The 20,121-nt window shown below is 59.7% G+C and carries 18 protein-coding genes; 13 read left to right on the top strand and 5 right to left on the bottom strand.

Annotation, left to right across the window (positions count from 1 at the left end):
* Positions 1–47 precede the first annotated feature (47 nt).
* Genes ABFB52_RS09870 through aroC form a run of 3 tightly spaced genes read right to left on the bottom strand, consistent with a single transcriptional unit; the run spans position 48 to position 2,939 of the window.
* A complete protein-coding gene (locus tag ABFB52_RS09870; protein ID WP_007959997.1) occupies positions 48–674 on the bottom strand; it encodes a methylthioribulose 1-phosphate dehydratase in 627 nt (208 codons plus the stop codon).
* Entirely contained in the window at positions 671–1,816 is a 1,146-nt protein-coding gene (locus ABFB52_RS09865; RefSeq protein WP_011333208.1) for an MFS transporter, read from the bottom strand. The genes ABFB52_RS09870 and ABFB52_RS09865 overlap by 4 nt, the downstream gene beginning before the upstream one ends.
* Before the next feature lie 31 nt (positions 1,817–1,847).
* Positions 1,848–2,939, bottom strand: coding sequence for a chorismate synthase (gene aroC, locus ABFB52_RS09860; protein WP_011333207.1), 1,092 nt, complete (start codon positions 2,937–2,939; stop codon positions 1,848–1,850).
* Between the two features lie 130 nt (positions 2,940–3,069).
* On the opposite strand from aroC, the gene ABFB52_RS09855 reads away from it, so the two are divergent.
* Both ABFB52_RS09855 and ABFB52_RS09850 read left to right on the top strand, forming a co-directional pair.
* Positions 3,070–4,023: an alpha/beta fold hydrolase gene (locus ABFB52_RS09855; RefSeq protein WP_102688278.1), complete on the top strand. Its 954-nt coding sequence runs from the start codon at positions 3,070–3,072 to the stop codon at positions 4,021–4,023.
* A 96-nt stretch (positions 4,024–4,119) separates the two neighbouring features.
* Positions 4,120–4,911: a hypothetical protein gene (locus ABFB52_RS09850; RefSeq protein WP_085649374.1), complete on the top strand. Its 792-nt coding sequence runs from the start codon at positions 4,120–4,122 to the stop codon at positions 4,909–4,911.
* Between the two features lie 108 nt (positions 4,912–5,019).
* Here the strand turns inward: ABFB52_RS09850 and prmB are convergent, their stop codons facing one another.
* Complete coding sequence (prmB, locus tag ABFB52_RS09845; protein WP_007960007.1) at positions 5,020–5,928, bottom strand: 50S ribosomal protein L3 N(5)-glutamine methyltransferase; 909 nt, start codon at positions 5,926–5,928, stop codon at positions 5,020–5,022.
* Between the two features lie 239 nt (positions 5,929–6,167).
* On the opposite strand from prmB, the gene ABFB52_RS09840 reads away from it, so the two are divergent.
* The 5 genes from ABFB52_RS09840 to ABFB52_RS09820 all read left to right on the top strand — a co-directional run bounded on the left by ABFB52_RS09840 (position 6,168) and on the right by ABFB52_RS09820 (position 8,937).
* Positions 6,168–6,758: a cysteine hydrolase family protein gene (locus ABFB52_RS09840; protein WP_011333204.1), complete on the top strand. Its 591-nt coding sequence runs from the start codon at positions 6,168–6,170 to the stop codon at positions 6,756–6,758.
* A gap of 131 nt (positions 6,759–6,889) precedes the next feature.
* Positions 6,890–7,210, top strand: a complete 321-nt coding sequence (locus tag ABFB52_RS09835) for a hypothetical protein (protein ID WP_007960009.1) — start codon at positions 6,890–6,892, stop codon at positions 7,208–7,210.
* A gap of 73 nt (positions 7,211–7,283) precedes the next feature.
* Positions 7,284–7,841, top strand: a complete 558-nt coding sequence (locus ABFB52_RS09830) for a Smr/MutS family protein (RefSeq protein ID WP_129973345.1) — start codon at positions 7,284–7,286, stop codon at positions 7,839–7,841.
* Positions 7,842–7,918: 77 nt separating this feature from the next.
* Positions 7,919–8,464: a GTP cyclohydrolase I FolE gene (folE, locus tag ABFB52_RS09825; RefSeq protein WP_003204506.1), complete on the top strand. Its 546-nt coding sequence runs from the start codon at positions 7,919–7,921 to the stop codon at positions 8,462–8,464.
* 101 nt (positions 8,465–8,565) lie between these two features.
* Positions 8,566–8,937: a glutathione S-transferase N-terminal domain-containing protein gene (locus tag ABFB52_RS09820; RefSeq protein WP_007960011.1), complete on the top strand. Its 372-nt coding sequence runs from the start codon at positions 8,566–8,568 to the stop codon at positions 8,935–8,937.
* 31 nt (positions 8,938–8,968) lie between these two features.
* On the opposite strand, the gene ABFB52_RS09815 is transcribed toward ABFB52_RS09820, so the two are convergent.
* Positions 8,969–10,135 (bottom strand): PLP-dependent aminotransferase family protein, encoded by a 1,167-nt coding sequence (locus ABFB52_RS09815; RefSeq protein ID WP_085748498.1) that lies wholly within the window; start codon positions 10,133–10,135, stop codon positions 8,969–8,971.
* Positions 10,136–10,217: 82 nt separating this feature from the next.
* On the opposite strand from ABFB52_RS09815, the gene ABFB52_RS09810 reads away from it, so the two are divergent.
* From ABFB52_RS09810 to ABFB52_RS09785, 6 genes are all read left to right on the top strand, one after another.
* Positions 10,218–10,661 (top strand): MarR family transcriptional regulator, encoded by a 444-nt coding sequence (locus tag ABFB52_RS09810; RefSeq protein WP_102688274.1) that lies wholly within the window; start codon positions 10,218–10,220, stop codon positions 10,659–10,661.
* A gap of 196 nt (positions 10,662–10,857) precedes the next feature.
* Positions 10,858–12,207 (top strand): NCS2 family permease, encoded by a 1,350-nt coding sequence (locus ABFB52_RS09805; RefSeq protein ID WP_007960018.1) that lies wholly within the window; start codon positions 10,858–10,860, stop codon positions 12,205–12,207.
* An 87-nt stretch (positions 12,208–12,294) separates the two neighbouring features.
* A complete protein-coding gene (locus ABFB52_RS09800; protein ID WP_007960020.1) occupies positions 12,295–12,924 on the top strand; it encodes a LysE family translocator in 630 nt (209 codons plus the stop codon).
* A gap of 199 nt (positions 12,925–13,123) precedes the next feature.
* Positions 13,124–16,807 (top strand): calcium-binding protein, encoded by a 3,684-nt coding sequence (locus tag ABFB52_RS09795; RefSeq protein ID WP_129973344.1) that lies wholly within the window; start codon positions 13,124–13,126, stop codon positions 16,805–16,807.
* Between the two features lie 171 nt (positions 16,808–16,978).
* A complete protein-coding gene (locus ABFB52_RS09790) occupies positions 16,979–18,556 on the top strand; it encodes a hypothetical protein (protein WP_129973343.1) in 1,578 nt (525 codons plus the stop codon).
* A 6-nt stretch (positions 18,557–18,562) separates the two neighbouring features.
* Positions 18,563–20,098: a hypothetical protein gene (locus ABFB52_RS09785; protein ID WP_129973342.1), complete on the top strand. Its 1,536-nt coding sequence runs from the start codon at positions 18,563–18,565 to the stop codon at positions 20,096–20,098.
* Positions 20,099–20,121 lie beyond the last annotated feature (23 nt).

The following is a 20,121-nucleotide window of genomic DNA, read 5'->3' as shown; positions in this document are numbered from 1 at the left end:
CGGTCGGGCACTGCATTCATCAGGCAAAGGGGCTGGTTCTGGTGAAGTCAGCCTTGGCGGTTCATGACGCTGCGGGTCTTCAACTCGCATTCAAACAGGAATTCAAAGGCCTCGATCTGACGCAACGCGTCGCTCATCTGCGCGCCCCAGGTGTAGAGGCCGTGGCCGCGAATCAGATAACCGACGCAATCGGGATGGGCGTCGAGCCAAGGCTGCACCTTGGCGGCGAGGCGCGCAATGTCCTGATCGTTGTCGAAGATCGGCACGCGCACCCGGGATTCGTGGGTCGAGATGCCGCTGAAAGCTTTTTGCAGTTCGTAGTCTTCGAACTCGATGAAGTCTTGCGGCGTCAGTCGCGACAGCACCGTGGCGTTCACCGAGTGAGTGTGCAACACCGCGCCGATCTCCGGGCGCCAGCTGTAGAGCTGGGTATGCAACAAGGTTTCGGCGGACGGCTTTTTGCCGGGCTCAAGACTGTTGCCGGACAGGTCGGTGGCGAGCACGTCGTCCAGGCCCAACTGGCCCTTGTGCTTGCCGGACACGGTCAGCAGCGCTTCGCTCGGCGACAGGCGCGTCGAGTAATTGCTGCTGGTGGCCGGCGACCAGCCGCGACCATAAAGAAAACGCCCGGCGTCGACAATTTGCTGGGCAAGCTGTTCACGGGTAAGGCTCATGGCCTGTCCTCTTGCATTCGAATGGCAATGATAACGGCAGCGGCGAGCGCTGCGAGACTGGCAATACTAAAGGTCAATGTCGCGCCGAGGGCATTCCAGCTGTAGCCGGAATACAACGCGCCGAGCGCGCCACCGGTGCCGGCCAGCGCTGCATACAGCGCCTGGCCCTGTCCTTGCTGGCGCGCGCCGAAGCTACGTTGCACGAACGCGATGGCAGCCGCATGAAAGCTGCCGAAGGTCGCCGCGTGCAGCACCTGGGCAAACAGCAAGACCCAGAGGAACTCGGCGAACGAACCTAGCAGCAACCAGCGCAACGCCGCCAGCAGAAAACTCGCCATTAGCACCCGCCGCAGGGAAAAACGCGCGAGGATCCGGCTCATGGCCATGAACATCAGCACTTCCGCCACCACGCCGACCGCCCAGAGCATGCCGATCACGCCACGGCTGTAACCCAGTCGCTCAAGGTGCAGAGTCAAAAACGTGTAATACGGCCCGTGGCTCATCTGCATCAGCGCCACGCAACCGTAGAATGCCAGCACCCCGGGATTGCGCAATTGCTTGAGAAAGCCCTCGCCTGTCGGCCGGTTGCCCTGAGGCGGCTGAGCGTTCGGCACCCACAGACTGCTGAGCACGATGCCAGCCATGATCAGCACCAGCGCCGCCGGGTAGATGTCGAGGCTGAGCCATTCGAACAGGCGACCGAGGGCGACCACGGTGATGATGAAACCGATCGAGCCCCAGAGGCGGATCTGGCTGTAGCGAGACGTCTGGCCCTGCAAATGCGCGAGGGTGATGACTTCGAACTGCGGCAGCACCGCGTGCCAGAAGAAGGCGTGCAAGGCCATGACCATCGCCAGCCAGGCGTAGGTCTTGCTGACGAAAATCAGCGAGAAAGTCAGCAGCGTACACACCGCGCCAAAGCGCACGATGGCCAGGCGCCTGCCGGTGTAATCGCCGAGCCAGCCCCAGATGTTCGGCGCCACGCAGCGCATCAGCATCGGGATCGCCACCAGCTCGCCGATGCGCGCGGCGCTGAATCCGAGGTGATCGAAGTACAGCGCCAGAAACGGCGCCGTCGAACCGAGCAAGGCGAAATAGAACAGATAGAAACTGGACAGCCGCCAGTACGGGAGCGCCGCCACGGTCAGACCGCGGCGGCTTTGAGATCACCCATCAAAGCTGACCCAGCACCGGGGTGCTCACGCGCACATCGGCGTTCTGGCCACGGTGACGCAGCAGGTGATCCATCAGCACGATGGCCATCATCGCCTCGGCAATCGGCGTAGCGCGGATACCGACACATGGGTCGTGACGGCCCTTGGTAATGACATCGACAGGGTTGCCGTCAATGTCGATCGAACGGCCCGGGGTGGTGATGCTCGAGGTCGGCTTCAACGCCAGGTGCGCGACGATCGGCTGACCCGAAGAGATCCCGCCGAGAATGCCGCCGGCGTTGTTGCTGAGGAAACCTTCCGGAGTCAGCTCATCACGGTGTTCGGTGCCGCGCTGGGCAACGCAGGCGAAACCGGCGCCGATTTCCACGCCTTTGACCGCGTTGATGCTCATCAGTGCGTGGGCCAGTTCGGCGTCGAGACGGTCGAAGATCGGCTCGCCCAGGCCCGGCATCACACCTTCGGCAACCACGGTGATCTTCGCCCCGACGGAATCCTGATCGCGACGCAGCTGGTCCATGTAGGCTTCCAGCTCCGGCACCTTGTCCGGGTCCGGGCTGAAGAAGGCGTTCTGCTCGACCGATTCCCAGGTCTTGAACGGGATCTCGATCGGGCCGAGCTGGCTCATGTAGCCGCGAATGACAATGCCCTGGCTGGCCAGGTATTTCTTGGCGATGGCGCCGGCCGCGACGCGCATGGCGGTTTCCCGCGCCGAGCTGCGACCGCCGCCGCGATAATCGCGCTCGCCGTATTTGTGGTGGTAGGTGTAGTCGGCGTGGGCCGGGCGGAACAGGTCCTTGATCGCCGAGTAGTCCTTGGACTTCTGGTCGGTGTTGCGGATCAGCAGGCCGATGGAGCAGCCGGTGGTGCGGCCCTCGAACACGCCGGAAAGGATTTCGACTTCGTCGGCTTCCTGGCGCTGGGTGGTGTGGCGGCTGGTGCCCGGCTTGCGGCGATCGAGGTCGCGTTGCAGGTCCTCAAGGGAAATCTCCAGGCCCGGCGGGCAGCCGTCGACAATGGCGACCAACGCCGGACCATGGCTTTCGCCCGCGGTGGTGACAGTGAACAGCTTGCCGTAGGTATTGCCGGACATGCAGGACGCTCCGTGAAATCGAACCCAAATTCGTGATGCGCGCCAGTATACGCAGGCTAACCGAGTAGTTCATCCTCGAACCTTAGCGGTGTGGGTGAGTCCAACCGGCACCTTGGCAAATGATGGCGTGATGATGCTGCGAGTTTTGATCTTGAGCCTTTCCCTGTTTACCGGCTTCGTCCAGGCAACTGTCCTGCAACGACCGGTCACGTTGACTACCGACAATGGCGAACTTTTCGGCTCGCTGTTGCTGCCAAAATCCGACAGCCCCGTGCCGGTTGTCCTGATCCTTTCCGGCTCGGGTCCTACCGATCGTGACGGAAACAACCCCGATGGCGGGCGCAATGACAGCCTCAAGCGACTGGCCTGGGTGCTGGCCAAACACAATGTCGCCAGCGTGCGTTTCGACAAGCGCGGGGTGGCGGCCAGCCTTGCGGCTACCCCGGACGAGCGAAACCTGTCGGTGGAAGCCTATGTGGCGGACGCCGTGGCCTGGGGTCAGAAGCTTAAAGCCGATCCGCGCTTCGGCCCGTTGATCCTGCTCGGCCACAGCGAAGGCGCGCTGATTGCCAGCCTGGCGGCGCCAAAGGTCGACGCGGCGGCGGTCATCTCGCTCTCCGGCACGGCCCGACCGATCGATCAGGTGCTGCGTCGGCAACTGGCCCGCAGCCTCCCTCCCCCGCTAATGCTGCGCAGCAACGAACTGCTCGACAGCCTCAAGGCCGGGCGCACCGACGACAATGTGCCGGCGCCGTTGCAGGTGATCTTCCGTCCGAGTGTACAGCCGTACCTGATTTCGCTGTTCCGTCAGGATCCGGCGGCGGCCTTCGCCCAGCTGAAAATGCCGGCGCTGATCGTGCAAGGCAGCAACGACATTCAGGTTCAGGTCGATGATGCGAAATTGCTCAAGGCCGCCAAACCGGACGCGCAACTGGCGCTGATCGAAGGCATGAACCACGTGTTGCGCATCGTGCCCAACGACGTGAAGCGGCAACTGGCCTCCTACAAGGACCCGAATTTGCCGCTGGCGGCGGAACTGGGGACACGCGTCCTTGAATTTATTGACGGACTTCGCACCCGTTAAGCTCTTTTACCCTCTAGGACTTTGAAAAACGGCCGATAAGCCTTTGTCGCCAGCGTACTGGCTGGCGGCAAGCAGCTTGGACAGGATCTCGCCGTTATGACTGATACCCAGACTTCACCCGACACCACCGCTGAAAAAGACGCACCGCCAGCGGTCGAGCTGCCATGGGCGGATGTCCACGTCGAGCACCACAAGATGCTCCGCCTGGCGCCGTTGCAGACCGACCGCAACACCGGCGGGCGGCCGCTGCGCTTCGTTGAATTCGGTTACGCCGAGCGCAACGGCAAAGAACACAGTCTGATGCGCATGGCGATCAAGTTGCCCGCTCAGCGCGTGCGCAAAGAGCAGAATCACCTGGACGTGTGGGTCGACCATACGACCAAACGCGTGCATTTCGGCCCGGACAGCGGTTTGCAGATCGAACCGATGAACCGTGGCATCGGCCGTTTCATGGCTGCCCAGGGCATCAACTGGGCAAAAAAACGCTGGCCCACCTACACCGTCGACGGCATGGACTTGAACAACAAGGACGCGCTGAACGAGGACACTCGCCTGCGCCGCGATCACTTTTTGCGGGTGCACGGCTTTGATGTGGTTTACGCCGACGCCCAGCATTTGAAGGGTAGCGTCAAAGAAGTGAAGGTCGGCGACCTGCTGGGTGACTGGAACAGCGAAAAGCTGCAGATCGTCGAAATTCTTGAAGCTGCGCAGATGTTGCAGCAGGCCGAGCAGAATCTGGCCGAACAGGAAGTGAAGCTGAAGAAGCAGGAAGACAAGGTCAGCAAGTTCAAGCGTGAAGACGCCGGTTTGCGTTTCACCATTACTTGCCTGGTGGCGTTTGCGGTGTTTCAGGCCGGGTTGCTGATCTGGATTGCAACGCACCGCTGACTGATCTTTCCTACACTCCGCGTTTGACTCGGATGGGACGCGGAGCGTCCCGGGCTGCATTCCCACGCAGACGGTTCGACGCCTCGACGTGGGAACGATCGACGTCAGTCAGACGCGGGAAGCGAACAGTGCCTGATGGGCGCGGCACTGTTCGGCGGTCAGCATGAACACGCCATGCCCGCCGCGCTCGAACTCCAGCCAGGCGAAATCGACTTCCGGGTACAGCGCCTCGACGTGGACCTGGCTGTTGCCCACCTCGACAATCAGCAAACCCTTCTCGGTCAGATGATCCGCCGCTTCGGCGAGCATCCGGCGCACCAGGTTCAAACCGTCATCGCCGCAGGCCAGGCCCAGTTCCGGCTCGTGCTGGTATTCGTCCGGCATGTCGGCGAAATCTTCCGCATCGACGTAGGGCGGGTTCGACACGATCAGGTCGAAACGTTGACCCGGCAGGCCGTCGAAACCATCGCCCTGCACGGTGAACACACGCTCATCGACGCCATGACGCTCGATGTTCTGGTTCGCCACTTCCAGCGCTTCGAACGACAGATCCGCCAGCACCACTTCGGCGTTCTGGAACTCGTAGGCGCAGGCGATGCCGATGCAGCCGGAGCCGGTGCACAGATCGAGAATGCGCGCGGGTTCGTCGCCGATCCATGGGGCAAAACGGTTTTCGATCAGCTCGCCAATCGGCGAACGCGGGATCAGCACGCGCTCATCGACGATGAACGACATGCCGCAGAACCATGCCTCGCCCAGCAGGTAAGCGGTCGGAATGCGCTCTTCGATGCGGCGTTTGAGCAGGCGCTGAAGATTGACCAGCTCATCGTCCTCCAGCGCGCAATCCAGATAGCTGTCGGCGATTTCCCATGGCAGGTGCAAGGCACCGAGCACTAGCTGCCGGGCTTCGTCCCAGGCATTGTCGGTGCCATGGCCGAAAAACAGATCCTCCCCATGGAAGCGGCTGACGGCCCAACGGATGTGGTCGCGCAGGGTACGAAGTCGGGAAGTGATCACGGGGCAGAACTCCAGAAAAAACGACTGGCGATTCTAGCAGCCAAAACGCGCCGCGACGACGCAGGAAAGATTCCGGGGCGACGGTAGGACGCTTCCGATTTTCCCCTCGACTATTGAACAGATCGTGTAACTTGACAAGGCTGCAGGCCAGCAACGACGGTGTCTACGATGGTAGCGATTCACAGAACCGCTCAGCCAGAGGACAATGTCGCAAAAGCCCCACCCGAAGGAGCCCCAGAATGTCCGTTCCAAAAACGATGTTTCAACTCAGCGGTCGCGGTTACGCAGCGGCCACGTTGAGCCATGCCACCGTGGTCATCATCGATGCCCAGAAAGAGTACCTCAGCGGCCCGCTGGCCCTGAGCGGCATGGACGCGGCTGTCGCGAACATCAAACAACTGGTTGCCGCCGCCCGCGCAGCCGGCCGACCGATCGTGCATGTGCGCCACCTCGGCACCGTCGGCGGTCTGTTCGACCCGCAGGGCGAACGCGGCGAGTTCATCCCCGGCCTGGAACCCCAGGGCGATGAAACCATCATCGGCAAACTGCTGCCGAGCGCCTTCCACGGCACCGAACTCTACGATCGTCTGCAAACCATCGGCTCGCTGGACCTGATCGTCTGCGGTTTCATGAGCCACTCCAGCGTCAGTACCACCGTGCGCGCGGCGAAGAACCTGGGTTTCCGCTGCACCCTGGTCGAAGACGCCTGCGCCACCCGCGATCTGCCGTTCAAGGGCCGCGTACTCAGCGCCGAACAGGTACAGGAAGCGGAAATGGCGATCATGGCCGACAACTTCGCCACCCTCGCGCTGACTCAGGACCTGATCTGATCGACCGTAAATGAGCGGCTCAGCCCGCCGCTCATCTGCAAAAACCTCGCATTTGCTTCAATTACCCTAGCCTCAGGAACAACCCGGTCAACTCCCGGTCGAAGGGCCGATACCCATTGAGGAAGGTCGGAATGAAGTTATCCGATGGATTTGACGCACGCCGCTTGCGGCCCAAAGGCCAAAGCAACTGGCGATTTCGATTCGGCGCGGCGATCGCGGCCATTCTGGCCACGTTCGGCGTGCTGCTGGCGATGGCCGGGGCCGCCAGCCTGCTGGGGCGCCCGCCGGCGCTCGGCGATCTGAATGCAACACCGCTCGGCTCGGCGATCATTCTCGCGGTCGGCCTGCTGTTCCTGTATTTCGGTGTGGCCCTGTGGCGTCGTTGCCGGCGTCGCGCACGGCAATCGCGGGAATTGAACATGTCCCCGCACCTGATGAAAAAACACGATTGATCGACGGCCTGGCTTTTTGCCGGGCCGTTTTGTGTCTGTTTGGGTAAACTGGCCGCCCTTCGCGGAGGCTGACATGCAAGACGACGATTTTTCCCTGTTCAAAAGTGCGATCCAAGGCGTCAAGCCGATCAAGCACGACCGCGCCGACACCGGCAAACCCAAGGCAGACCGTGACCGGATCGCCAAGCTGCGCCAGTCCGCCACCGTGCGCACCGACACCCCTACCGTTGACGGACTGTCCGATCAGTTCGTGATCGACGTCGGTCCCGAAGACGAGCTGATGTGGGCCCGCGACGGGGTGCAGGAAAGCCAGATGCGCAAGCTCAAGATCGGGCAGATCCCGTTTGAAGGCAGCCTCGACCTGCACGGCATGAGCGTCGAAAAGGCCCGCGAAACCCTTTGGGCCTTTCTCGCCGAAGCGACCAGATTCGAAATCCGCTGCGTGCGCGTCACCCACGGCAAGGCCGTGCGTCTGGACGGCAAGCGGCCGATGATCAAAAGCCACGTCAACACCTGGCTGCGCCAGCATGCGCAAGTACTCGGTTTCTGCTCGTGCCAGGCGAAACATGGCGGTGCCGGCGCCGTGTATGTGATGCTCAAACGCACCATGATGGAAGGCCGCGACGAATAATCCCGTCACACCGAACTTGCAGGGTCGTGTCCGCCACCGTACCCTTGCCCTTTGCGAAAATCCCCACAGGTAGTTTCATGTCCCTGGAACAGAATTACACCGCGATTCTCGGCCAATTGGGCGAGGACGTCTCCCGCGAGGGCCTGCTCGACACGCCAAAGCGTGCCGCCAAAGCCATGCAGTACCTCTGCCGCGGTTATGAACAGACGCTCGAAGAGGTCACCAACGGTGCCCTGTTCAGCTCCGACAACAGCGAAATGGTGCTGGTCAAGGACATCGAGCTCTACTCGTTGTGCGAACACCACCTGCTGCCGTTCATCGGCAAGGCCCACGTCGCGTACATCCCGAGCGGCAAAGTGCTGGGCCTGTCGAAGGTCGCGCGGATCGTCGACATGTACGCCCGCCGCCTGCAGATCCAGGAAAACCTCAGCCGCCAGATCGCCGATGCGGTCCAGCAGGTCACCGGCGCGCTGGGCGTTGCCGTGGTGATCGAGGCCAAGCACATGTGCATGATGATGCGCGGTGTCGAGAAACAGAATTCGTCGATGATCACTTCGGTGATGCTCGGTGAGTTCCGCGAAAACGCGGCGACCCGCAGCGAGTTTCTCAGCCTGATCAAGTAATGCGTGACACAAAAAAACCGGCGTTGATCGCCGGTTTTTTTCGTCCGTGAAAAATCGGGTAAGCTGCGCGCCTTCTTCAATGTCCCTGTGAGGCTTGTAACGTGTTCGTCAAAGCGCTTCGTGTCGGCCTCGGCCAACTGATCATCTTCGTTGATTTCCTCACCCGCCCGGGCAAGAAACAGCGCCCCGCCGCTGCCCAGGCTCAGGTTGATGCCGCCGCAAAGGACCTGACCCTGTATCAGTTCCACGCCTGCCCGTTCTGCGTGAAGACCCGCCGCAGCCTGCGCCGCCTGAACGTTCCGGTGGCCCTGAAGGATGCGAAAAACAACGAGCAGGATCGCCAGACCCTGCTGGAACAGGGCGGCAAGATCAAGGTGCCGTGCCTGCGCATCGAAGAGAACGGCCAGACCACCTGGATGTATGAGTCCAACACGATCATCGAATATCTGAACAAGCGGTTCGCCGCAGTCTGATCCAAAAAAACCGGCATGATGGCCGGTTTTTTCATGCCGCCTGCGCGGCCTGTGCCTGGCGCACCACCGCCGCCAGACGCTTGAGCCCTTCATCGAGTCGTGCCGGATCGATGTGGCTGAAGTTCAGGCGAAGATGGCCGGGGTTGCGATCCGGCTCGGGGAAGAACGGTTCGCCCGGCATGAACGCCACATCATTGGCCAGCGCGGTGTTCAGCAAGGTGCGGGTGTCCAGCGGTTGCTTCAGGGTCAGCCAGAAAAACAGCCCGCCCTGGGGTGTGTTCCAGTCCGCCAGATCGCCGAAGTGAGTTTCCAGCGCTGATTGAAATGCATCGCGACGCTGACGGTAGAAGCCACGCAATTCACTCAAGTGCTGCTGATATTTCTCACTGCCGATCCACTGCAACGCCTGCCACTGACCAATGCGGTTGGTGTGCAGATCCGCCGATTGTTTGAGCTTGAGCAGATGCGGAAACAGATCCGGGCTGGCGATCAGATAGCCGACGCGCAGACCTGGCAGCAGGGTTTTCGACACGGTGCCGGTGTAGATCCAGCTGGATTTTTTCAGGCGTCCGGCAATCGGCTGGGCACTGCCGCCGTCGAAGGTCAGCTCGCGATAAGGCTCATCTTCGATCAGGGTCACGCCGAATTCGTCGAGCAATGCCGCAACGGCTTCGCGCTTGGCTTCGCTGTAGCGCACGGCGGACGGGTTCTGGAAGGTCGGAATCAAATAGATGAACGCCGGACGATGCTGCTCCAGGCGCTGACGCAATTGCGCAAGGTTCGGACCGTCAGCCTCCAGCGGCACGGTCAGGCAATCGGCGCCGAACAGTTGGAAAATCTGCAAGGCCGCCAGATAGGTCGGCGCTTCGAGCAGGATTTCGGTGCCCTTGTCGATGTACAGCTTGGCCGCCAGATCGAGGGTTTGCTGGGAGCCACTGACCACCAGCACCTGACTCGCCTCACACGGCAAACCCAGCGCCCTCGCCTCTGCCGCCAGCGCTTCGCGCAGTGCCGGCTCGCCTTCACTCATGCCGTACTGGCCGAGAGACAGCGGCATCTCAGCCCATTCAACTTTCGGCAGCATCGCTTCGGCCGGTAAACCACCGGCGAATGACATGACCTCCGGGCGCTGAGCCGCGGCAAGGATTTCACGGATCAGAGAACTTTTGAGGCGCGAGACACGTTCGGAAAAAGCCATGGAAGTCACCGCTAGCGAGGCATGGGAAAAATGAGTCAAACTTGTTGACTGAAATTACGACACCCTCTCTGGAAACGTCAATATGCTTGACCTTAAAAACTGCGCCAGCCAGCAACAAGCCATGGAAGCGTTTTTCTTCGGTTACCAGGCGTTCACCGCCAAGGCCGATGAAATGCTCGAGCGTCGCGGCTTGTCCCGCGTGCATCAACGCATCGTGTTTTTCATCGCCCGCTACCCGAACCTGAGCGTCAAGGAATTGCTCGCGCTGCTCGGCGTCAGCAAGCAAGCGCTGAACATGCCGTTGCGGCAATTGCAGGAAATGCATCTCGTGGACAGCGTGGCGTCCGAGACTGACAAGCGTAAACGCCTGCTGGAGCTGACTGCTGAAGGCGCGAAATTTGAACAGGCTCTGCGTCGGGAACAGGTGAAATTGCTTGAACGCGTCTTTGCCGAAGCCGGCGAAACGGCGGTCAACGGCTGGCTGGCGGTGAATCTGGCGCTGGGAACCAACCGCCCAACCGAGTGATATAGCTCGATCACCAGTCTTTTCGTCTACAAAACCAAAAACAATATTTGCTTTATTTGTACACAAAAGCATAATCCACAGCGTGCGAGTTCCTGACCGCATGGTCAACAAATTCGCGTATGCCTCAAAGGGCCGCTGCCACCCCTCATGGGTCCGGTCCTGGAAATAACAATAAAACTCTTGAGGAGTACTCGCTGTGGAAAGCCGCAAATCCGAAGCATCGACGCTGGAACTCTCGCCGCCGTTACGCAATGGCCTGCTGGAGCGCATCTTCAAACTCAGCTTGCATGGCACCACGGTGAAGACCGAGCTGATTGCCGGTCTGACAACCTTCATCACCATGGCTTACATCATTTTCGTCAACCCGAACATCATGGCCGATGCCGGGATCGATCACGGTGCAGCCTTCGTTGCCACCTGTATCGCCGCCGCGCTGGGCTGCCTGCTGATGGGCCTCTACGCTAACTGGCCAGTGGGCCTGGCGCCGGGCATGGGCCTCAACGCGTTCTTCACCTACACCGTGGTCGGCACCATGGGCTACAACTGGGAAACCGCGCTCGGTGCGGTGTTCGTCTCGGGTGTGCTGTTCATGATCCTGACCTTTTCGCGGATTCGCGAATGGCTGCTCAACAGCATTCCGGTCAGCCTGCGCTATGCGATGGGCGCCGGCGTGGGTCTGTTCCTCGGGCTGATCGGCCTGAAAACCGCCGGCATCGTCGTCGATAGCCCGGCCACCCTGATCAAACTCGGCTCGCTGCGTGAACCCGGCCCACTGCTCGCCGCCATTTGCTTCCTGATGATCGCGATCCTCAGCTACCACAAAGTGTTCGGCGCGATCCTCATCAGCATCATCACCGTGACCCTGGCCGGCTGGGGCATTGGTCTGGTGCACTACGAGGGCATCATGTCCGCCCCGCCAAGCCTGGCGCCGACCTTCATGGCCATGAACGTCGCCGGCGTGTTCAACGTCAGCATGATCAGCGTGGTGCTGGCCTTCCTCTTCGTGCACATGTTCGACACCGCCGGCACCCTGATGGGCGTCGCCCAGCGCGCCAACCTGGTGAACGCTGACGGCCGCATCGAAAACCTGTCCCGCGCCATGAAAGCCGACTCCGCCTCCAGCGTTTTCGGCGCAGTAGTCGGCGTTCCACCGGTCACCAGTTACGTGGAAAGTGCCGCCGGTGTAGCGGCTGGTGGTCGGACTGGTCTTACCGCAGTCACCGTGGGTGTGCTATTTATAGCCGCGATGTTCTTTGCACCGCTGGCCGGCATGATTCCCGCCTATGCCACCGCCGGCGCGCTGATTTACGTAGCGATGCTGATGATGGGCGGCATGGCGCACATCGAATGGGACGAAGCGACCGACAGTATTCCGGCGATCGTCACCGCGATCATGATGCCGCTGACCTTCTCGGTCGCCGACGGTATCGCGCTGGGCTTCATTACCTATGTCGCGCTGAAGGCCGGCACCGGTAAATACAAAGAGATCTCTGTCAGCCTGTGGGTGCTCTGCGCGATCTTCATCGCCAAGTTCATCTTCCTGTAAGCGCTGCGCGGTTCACGCTTCAAAACAGCCTCACCCCACCGGGTGGGGCTTTTGCACATTCTTGATAACGATAAAAAGGAGCAAGTGATGAGTCTGGAAACCTGGCTGCTGTTCAGCGGCGCTGCGCTGGTGGTGATCCTGATTCCGGGGCCACTGTCGTTGCTGATGATCAGCAACAGTCTGAATTACGGTCTGCGTCGTTCGTACCCGGCGTTTCTCGGTGGTGTGTTCGCCTCGATCTGCCTGCTCAGTGCCTCGGCGCTGGGGCTGGGCGCCCTGCTGCTGGCGTCCGAAAAACTGTTCAGCGCCCTGAAGATCGTCGGCGCGATCTACCTGTTCTACCTCGCCTGGCAGAGCTGGCAGCAATCGCGCCAGCCGTCGGTGGGTGCCGAAGTACCTCAGGCTGCACCGGTTCCGAAGTTCCGTGCATTGTTCAGCCGGGCCTTCGTGCTGGGCGCAAGCAATCCGAAAGACATTTTGTTTTTCGCCGCGTTTCTGCCGCAGTTCCTCAGCGCCGAACAACCGTTCCTGCCGCAACTGCTGGTGATGATCGCCACCTGGACGCTGCTCGATCTGCTGTGCAAATTGACCTACGGCCTCGGTGCCCATGGTGCAGCGCGTTACCTGCGCAGCGGCAAGGGTCAGAGCTGGTTCAACCGCATCAGCGCCGGATTGTTCGGCGGTGCCGGTGCCGCATCGCTGCTCAGCGGGCACTGATACTTGCAGACAATGTTTTGAGTCTCAGATGATTTGAATCTGACTGCCAGTTTCGACACTCACGTCCTGCATCGAAACTGGCAGCAACTTCCGCTTCCAAAACGCAACACACCGCAACACCCCGCCGATGTACTTCGTTTGAACCCTTTTCCTAAGATGACGGCGCAGCACAACCTCATCTCAGAACAAGGATGTTCAAATGGCCACGCTTATTCACCCGTCCTCGATCGAATATAACGACGCAGACATTGCCGACATGCAACTTGTCGCCAATGAACGGCAACCTTCAACGATCGACTATGACGACGACAATTCCCGCCCGCCCTCTCCTGCGCTCAAAAACAAAAGAGCGCAGCTTAAAACCGTGGACCAAGTCTTCGGCCCGCTGCAGATAGGCGAATACTCCATTAGCCGCAGAGCGCTGGACACATTGGGCGCAACGGTCGACGGGCACCCCCTGGATGGCAAGAACACGTTTTTCCGTACCCCAGGAAAGCGCTTTATCAACGCCCTGCAATTTGACCCGGTCGCCATTGAAGCGCGGATGAAAACAACGACCGGCGCAGACGACTATTTACTGCCGGCCCTGCTCTTCGAAATGGCCAGCCGACGCCCTCTCACGGCACCTCCCTTGTTGATTGATCCACTCGATACTCAAACCGATCCAGGTGCTTATCAGGCCAAGCTGAAACAACTTCTGAACTCGGCGCAGAGACTCAATATCCGCCATGCCCATATCGAGGAGCCACTTCCCAACTGGGTCAAACGCTCAAGCAGCCGAACCATGGCCAGCACCGGTATCGGACTTCAGGCGTTCGGTATCTACAGTGGTCTTCGCGGTCTGCAGGATGCGATCAGAGACAAGGATTCGTATGGCATTGTGTTCAACAGCTCGGCGTTCACCGCCGATGTCGCTTCGATAGCGATCGATCTGGCCGTCGCCCGCAAAGCCACACAAATGCTCAAAGCCAGCGAGAGTGCCTACAAGGGATTTGCCAAAACCAGTTTCGCCCTCAAGTTGGGTCGCGGCGGTGGCTTGATCGGCGGTGCCCTGACGCTGCCGTTCGATGTCATTTCTGCAGTGGATGGTTTCAAAGCGGCAGCCAGGACAACCGGGAAAGAGTCGATCAATAATTATGTGAATGCCGGGCTGAGCGTCACCAGCGCGACCATGACCGTGCTGCTCGGCGCCGCGGCCCTGGCCGGATTTTCCTCGGCCGGCCCGATCGGGCTGGTCGCGGGTTTGCTGCTGGTCGCGGGATCGCGAGTCTGGGCGGCAATCAATGTAGTCGATGACATTGACGATTACATCACGCTGACCACCGAAGAGCGTCTGCGTACCGGCTGGTTCGCTTTCTGGGGCATCAGCCCGGATGAAAGCATTGAAGATCGTCACCTCATTGCCAGATCGGCTGCCCGACATTCACAACAACTTCAAACCACCGCCCGCAAGTTGCTGGACGAAACACTCAAGGATCAGACCGAAGCCATCATCAATGGCAGTTTCCGGGTGGAAGTCGAATCACTCCAGGTCGCGACTTATGAGTGGACCCCGGAAAACCCGAAGTACAAAACCATCAAGCGTCCACGAATCAGCGATAACAACGACAACATCGACGCACATGCAGGCGTCACCCAAGACACACCCGGGGCAGTGTTTGGAACTTCTGCCGACGACAAAGACATCCTATGGTTTATCGGTGGCGGTAACGACACGATTCTGGGGGTAAAGAAAAAACCGAACAGGTTCTATTACGGTGCCGGCCATAAATCCCTGAACGGTGGCGAGAAAGCCGACGAGTTCATCTTCGAGGGCGCTGCCGACCTGCTGAAAACCGGCACGCAAGAAACACTGATTTCCGAACTGCAAGGTGATGCAGGTAACGACACGCTGAAACTGGCGGGGCACTTTCCGCAAACCAACGAAGATCGTTACGGATTCCGAGTTGATTTGCATAAGGGCGAGATGTCGCTGCTGGTCAAGCCGCTCACTCCAAAAGAGCAGGCCTACAGGCTGCACAGTCATCTGCAAAGTATCGAAAACGTCGAGACGCTGGCCGGTGCAACCAATGAAGTCATCGGTAGTGACGGTCCGAACATCATCAAGTCCCGTGGTCGCGACGAGATTGATGCAGGCCCCGGCGAGGACCAGATTTATTTACTCGGCAGTTACGTATCGGCCAATGGCGGCAAAGGCAAGGATGCCTACGCAATCGCTCACGTCCCCGGCATGGTATCGATTATTGAAGACGGCGCAGATGAAAGCATCATTGCGCTGGACTGGCGCTGCGAGCTGATCGAAAGCTGGAAGATTGAAAAACGGGAACTGGTCATCACGTCAGGATTCGAATTCGACGATACCAGCAAGAAAATTGTCCGGATCAAGAATGTCTACCAGCAAACCGGGGACAAACGATTGCTACAGAATGGAAAACTGACCTTCATCAGCAAAGATGGATTTCATCTCGTGCCGGAACTTCCAGCCAGCATAGAAACGCCGCTAGCGGTCGATGTGGAAGTGGTGATCCTGCGACAGGGAACACGCCAGCTTCCGGTCATTGTGTTTGATAAGCAGCTCACCGTCCCCAACGACAGAAGTTCGAGCTACTGGCTGTCACGCAACAATATCCAGACGGTTTTCCAGGTAACAACGCCCGGTAATACAGGGGTCACTACGCTGCACATCGATTGTGCCAGCACAGAACTGACTCACGTCGAGGCTTATTACAACGCCGACCTCATGCGCGGAACTCATTTCAACTACATAATGTACAAGGAATGCGGGCTGACCCTGCATTTCGGCAGCAAACAGCTATCGATCAAAAATCTTGCCTCTTCGACCGTGTCCGGCATGCGCGATCTCAAGCCCCGGTTGAAGGCCCCCGAGCTGGCAACCAACCACTCGTTCATTCTGATCATGAACGACGGCGCGTCTTATCGACTTATCCAACCCCCTGTCACCGACAGTCATTTTTTGAACGACACGTTTGAAATAAGCGGCCCGATGCATTGGACCAGCAACGTGCCTCTGCCACTTTCCCCCAGAGCGGGAACGCATCAATACCTGCAACCGCTCGACAACCAGACACATGCGCTAGGTAGCGGGGAGAAGTGCGTCATGCTCAAACCGGCTGCGCAACAGACTGCCGTGGAAAGCCTCACCGGTGAAGGTTCGAAGTACCTCGTCCACCTCAACCCCGGCATGTCGTTGCGCATTTCCACGCCAGGCGCATTGGCGACCGCGAGCCAGCAACTGGCCTTTTCCTCGACTTGGGAATTCGACGCCTCCAGCCTGGGCGAGGTGGAGATCAGGCTCATCGACAACCAGTTGCAGATCGGGCAGACGATCATCTATCTGCCGCAATACCAGAACACGGGCGACCTGATCGACCAGGTTCGCGTGATAACCGCGCAGGGCATTGTCTGGGCGGTCGATCTGATTTTCGAGGCGGTCTATATCGAAGCGATAGACGCACGGTTCCTGGTACCGGCAACCGATGTTTCGACCTCCTTGCCTGCCGGGCTGAAGCAACATCCGGAAGACCACATACTTGTACGCAACATGGTCATGAAAGATGGCAGCCTCGGTGCACTGCGGTATCACCTGACACAGCGCAAATGGATGCTCGACACAGACAAGTCCCGCACCATTGACCGCCAGGATCTGCAGACAACCAACCACTGCACCCACCAACTGAAACTGTTCGAAGAAGTGGCACAGATCGGCCTCGCTTACTCTCCCCCGCTGGGCGACCACGCCTTGAGAGTCCTGCGCGAACATTGCGTCAGGCTGATGGGCGATCTCTCGCTGGATTACCCGGCAAAACTGGAACAGGCGAAACACCTCGCCTGGCTTTTATCCGGACAATCGCACTACAACTGACGCCCTCGGGAGTCACGGACTCCGCTGGAAACGCTTTGCATCAGTCGCTTGCGCCAATTGATATATGTACCACACGCCAGAAGCCTGCTTTGACGATCATTCAGCCCCCTTTAGCCAGCACCACTCCATGGCTTTACACCGCTGAATCAGTCGTACATCGGAGCACTTCAAATGGCCAAGCCACCCAAGCAGATTCCTCCCGCGAGTTCGTCGCCTCCCAGGTCCTTGACAGACACGCCTCCTGTCAATGTCGATCACGTTTCGAACATTCGCCCCGGCACGCATTTGCCAAGCGTCGAGCTGACGTTCGCCGGACATTCATCGCAACACACGGCAGACCATGGCGGGGGCAAACAGCCCTCGGTCGAGGTCAGCGAGATGCTGACCCGCCAGCATCCACACGGGTCAGTCATTGCACCTGACGCCTCGGCGAGGCCGACATCACCCGTGTTCATTCCCGTTCATCTGGCCCTCAGGCTGACCCCGGCAGCAGACTCACCGCAAGGCATTCGCCGTGACGGTCGTGAACGAACCTATGTCGACATGCGCGAAGGCACTGCCATGGTTCATCAACACCCTGACGGCCGCTATCAACTGACCTCGGCCAGCGAGTTGACGCCATCCGGTTTTCAAGTCGAGCGGATCCATGGCACGAATCTGTGGCAAAAACGCCAAGCCATCGCGGCACGTCGCCCGCATGTCGACGAGCCGGACGAGCAAGCCGGTCCGAGCAAGCGCCCGCGACTGAACGAAGATGAGGCGTCGACAACCATCCAGCAACCACTGGATCTGTCCAGCAAGCCATGGCGAAGCTGGGGTCAACCGACAAAACCCACCAGCGGTCAATCGGTTGAAGTAGATGGGCTGCACTACCCGATCGTGTCGCAGATCGTTCGCTCCAATACTCCCATTGTCTGCATCAAGCACCCGCGCTTCAACCCGGAACGCTTCGAAGCTTTCGAACAGATGCTCGTAGACAATCGCACGCTGCAACCGCGCTGGGCAGCCCGTGCCCCGGACAACCGGTGGGTCGTTGCAGACGATCACCTGCCATTCGAAAAACCGCTGACGCAATACGTCGCCGATACCTTCGAGTACTTGTCCGGGCAATCCGCCAGGGCCGTGGCCAAGGCCATGTTCAGCGCGTCACGTGGCGCCGAAGTGATCAATGGTGAGGGATTGCAGGCACTGAGCCAGACGTTCCGTTACTGGGAAAACAGGACCATCCCCGCCCACCGACAGCTCGCAGATCCGCTGATGTTGCTGCCGATCCAGCCCATCATCGATGACGGCACTTTCGGGGGAGGGATCGTACTGCCCCCGACAAGCGGGCCAAGCCTGCAGCGAGTCGATATTGATCCGCAGAAATTTTCGCAGCAATGGAATGAATATACGGCTGAACCGGGGGCTGCGAGCTTGCAAAAGCTCTTCTACAAAATTCTGGTCAAGAGCGGCTACACGGTCAGTCCGCCAGATCCCCTGCTGCTGGAAAACTCGCTGGTTTTCCGTCGGGAAGGACTGGACTCGCTTTTCGTACTGAAGCTCCCGCTCGTCTCCTCCGACTTCATCCCGCGATACACCCGACCGGGTTCCGAACTGACCAGCTCGGCAGCGCTGATGACACTCGACGAAACCGGACGGCAACGGCTGAACACCCTGCTGGCACAAGACAAAATCAACTATCTGGTGGGCGGCATTCAACGACCGAGTCCGGACCAACCCACCCTCTTCATTCTTCGCGAAGGCTGATCATCAATGAGCCCCAAACGCCCCACCCGACCGAAAACGGATACACCGGACTCCACGCCTGTCGTACGAGACACCACGCCGGACATTCCAGTCCCCCCACGCCTGACGCCCGACACCTTGATCGACCCAACCCTCACGCATCCGGCCTGGCAATTGCCTGCGCCGCCCGTGACTCGCCGTCAGATGATCGAAATCTACGATCTTCCTGCCGAGACACAGGTCAGGGCCAGCACCGCGCAAAGGCCGATCGGCAGTTATTTTCTTGCACCCGGGCTGGTCAACAGGTTGCCGCCTCCCGACTTGCCGAGCGGCATTCGTTCCGCCGGACGCTATGCCTATGTCGATCTTGTCGAGGGTGGCACCGTGCTGATCGACCCCGATGCACAGGATGGAGTAAGAGCTCGTTTATCGAACGAACTCTTCGCGTCCGGTCCGTTGCTGGAGCGGGTTGAAGGGACGCTGATGTGGCGCCCGGTTCCCGTGGAAACCGCGCCAGATACTTCCAGGCTGACCATCACACGCCACCGATTGCCGGATGATGAACCGTCAGCCGTACCGTCAAAACGCTCTCGCCTGGAAGAGACGCCGTGGAGCGATTGGGGCATCGACCCGCAACATGCCACCCCGGGTGACATTCGCGTCGACGGTATCCAGTACAAAGTCATTCCGCCAGGCGATGCGAGAGATCCGATCGTCTATATCAAGAACCCGAGTCACCTGATCTACGACTTCGACCTGCTGGAGCGCACACTCCGACTGGACCCGCAGCAACAGCCGCGAGGCGCCATTCAGGTTCCGCCTGCCCAGCACTGGCAAATCGATCCGACGTTGCCATTCGATCGTCCATTGACGAATTACGTCGCTCGATACTTTCCCGAGTTGTCCGCGAGCTCGCAGGAGAATGTCGCGTTTCACCAGTTTGTGCTGGCAAACGGAACCAATACCGCCACCGGCTCGGGACTGACCTTGCTGCGACAAACCTTCAACGACTGGGAAACCGGAAACGACACTCCACGCCAGCAATTGGCGGATCCGTTGCTGATGTTGCCGATCCTGCCAACGTCGGGCGCTGGAACGATCCGTGTGATCGAACTACCGACGCCGGAATCGGGTGGTCCGCTGCAGCGACTGGATTTCGATCCGGCGCTGTTTCGCCAGGAATGGCTGTATTCGACCAATACCCAATCGGCGGTGGATCTCAAACGCTTCATGGCGACGCTGCTGACCCGTAACGGTTACGCCGTGTTCGATCCTAGCCCTTCCAACTCGTATCCGGCATTGGTGTTCAAGCGCACCGGGCATGACTATGTATTCTTCATCAGCCTGCATCGCATCCGGGGCCGCAAGATCAACCAGACTCTGAATGTCGATCAGAACAGCGCCAGCTTGCGCCTGCATATTCAGGTGGGCGCACCGGCGGCGGCAGCGGTGATCGCAGCAAATGCCAGAAACAAAGTCGTCTGGCTCAGGGGCGGCCCGCAGACGCTTGCAAACGCTGACGACACAGTGTTTATCGTGCGCGACGGGCACCCACGGCTGTGATCGCAGATTGCTGAATGACAGAC

The sequence above is a fragment of the Pseudomonas sp. 9.2(2024) genome, from assembly GCF_039695385.1.
GTDB lineage: Bacteria > Pseudomonadota > Gammaproteobacteria > Pseudomonadales > Pseudomonadaceae > Aquipseudomonas > Aquipseudomonas paraglycinae.
The sequence above is the reverse complement of the archived record's forward strand: the minus strand, read 5'-3'. Positions and strand labels throughout refer to the sequence as shown.

Bases quoted from the DNA above. Each gene is read 5' to 3' on its own strand.
- ABFB52_RS09830 (WP_129973345.1), top strand. From the start codon at position 7,284: ATGCAAGACGACGATTTTTCCCTGTTCAAAAGTGCGATCCAAGGCGTC.
- aroC (WP_011333207.1), bottom strand. From the start codon at position 2,939: ATGTCCGGCAATACCTACGGCAAGCTGTTCACTGTCACCACCGCGGGC.
- ABFB52_RS09785 (WP_129973342.1), top strand. From the start codon at position 18,563: ATGAGCCCCAAACGCCCCACCCGACCGAAAACGGATACACCGGACTCC.
- ABFB52_RS09800 (WP_007960020.1), top strand. From the start codon at position 12,295: ATGAGTCTGGAAACCTGGCTGCTGTTCAGCGGCGCTGCGCTGGTGGTG.
- ABFB52_RS09850 (WP_085649374.1), top strand. From the start codon at position 4,120: ATGACTGATACCCAGACTTCACCCGACACCACCGCTGAAAAAGACGCA.
- ABFB52_RS09815 (WP_085748498.1), bottom strand. From the start codon at position 10,135: ATGGCTTTTTCCGAACGTGTCTCGCGCCTCAAAAGTTCTCTGATCCGT.
- ABFB52_RS09835 (WP_007960009.1), top strand. From the start codon at position 6,890: ATGAAGTTATCCGATGGATTTGACGCACGCCGCTTGCGGCCCAAAGGC.
- ABFB52_RS09795 (WP_129973344.1), top strand. From the start codon at position 13,124: ATGGCCACGCTTATTCACCCGTCCTCGATCGAATATAACGACGCAGAC.
- folE (WP_003204506.1), top strand. From the start codon at position 7,919: ATGTCCCTGGAACAGAATTACACCGCGATTCTCGGCCAATTGGGCGAG.
- ABFB52_RS09810 (WP_102688274.1), top strand. From the start codon at position 10,218: ATGCTTGACCTTAAAAACTGCGCCAGCCAGCAACAAGCCATGGAAGCG.
- ABFB52_RS09855 (WP_102688278.1), top strand. From the start codon at position 3,070: ATGATGCTGCGAGTTTTGATCTTGAGCCTTTCCCTGTTTACCGGCTTC.
- ABFB52_RS09870 (WP_007959997.1), bottom strand. From the start codon at position 674: ATGAGCCTTACCCGTGAACAGCTTGCCCAGCAAATTGTCGACGCCGGG.
- ABFB52_RS09840 (WP_011333204.1), top strand. From the start codon at position 6,168: ATGTCCGTTCCAAAAACGATGTTTCAACTCAGCGGTCGCGGTTACGCA.
- ABFB52_RS09790 (WP_129973343.1), top strand. From the start codon at position 16,979: ATGGCCAAGCCACCCAAGCAGATTCCTCCCGCGAGTTCGTCGCCTCCC.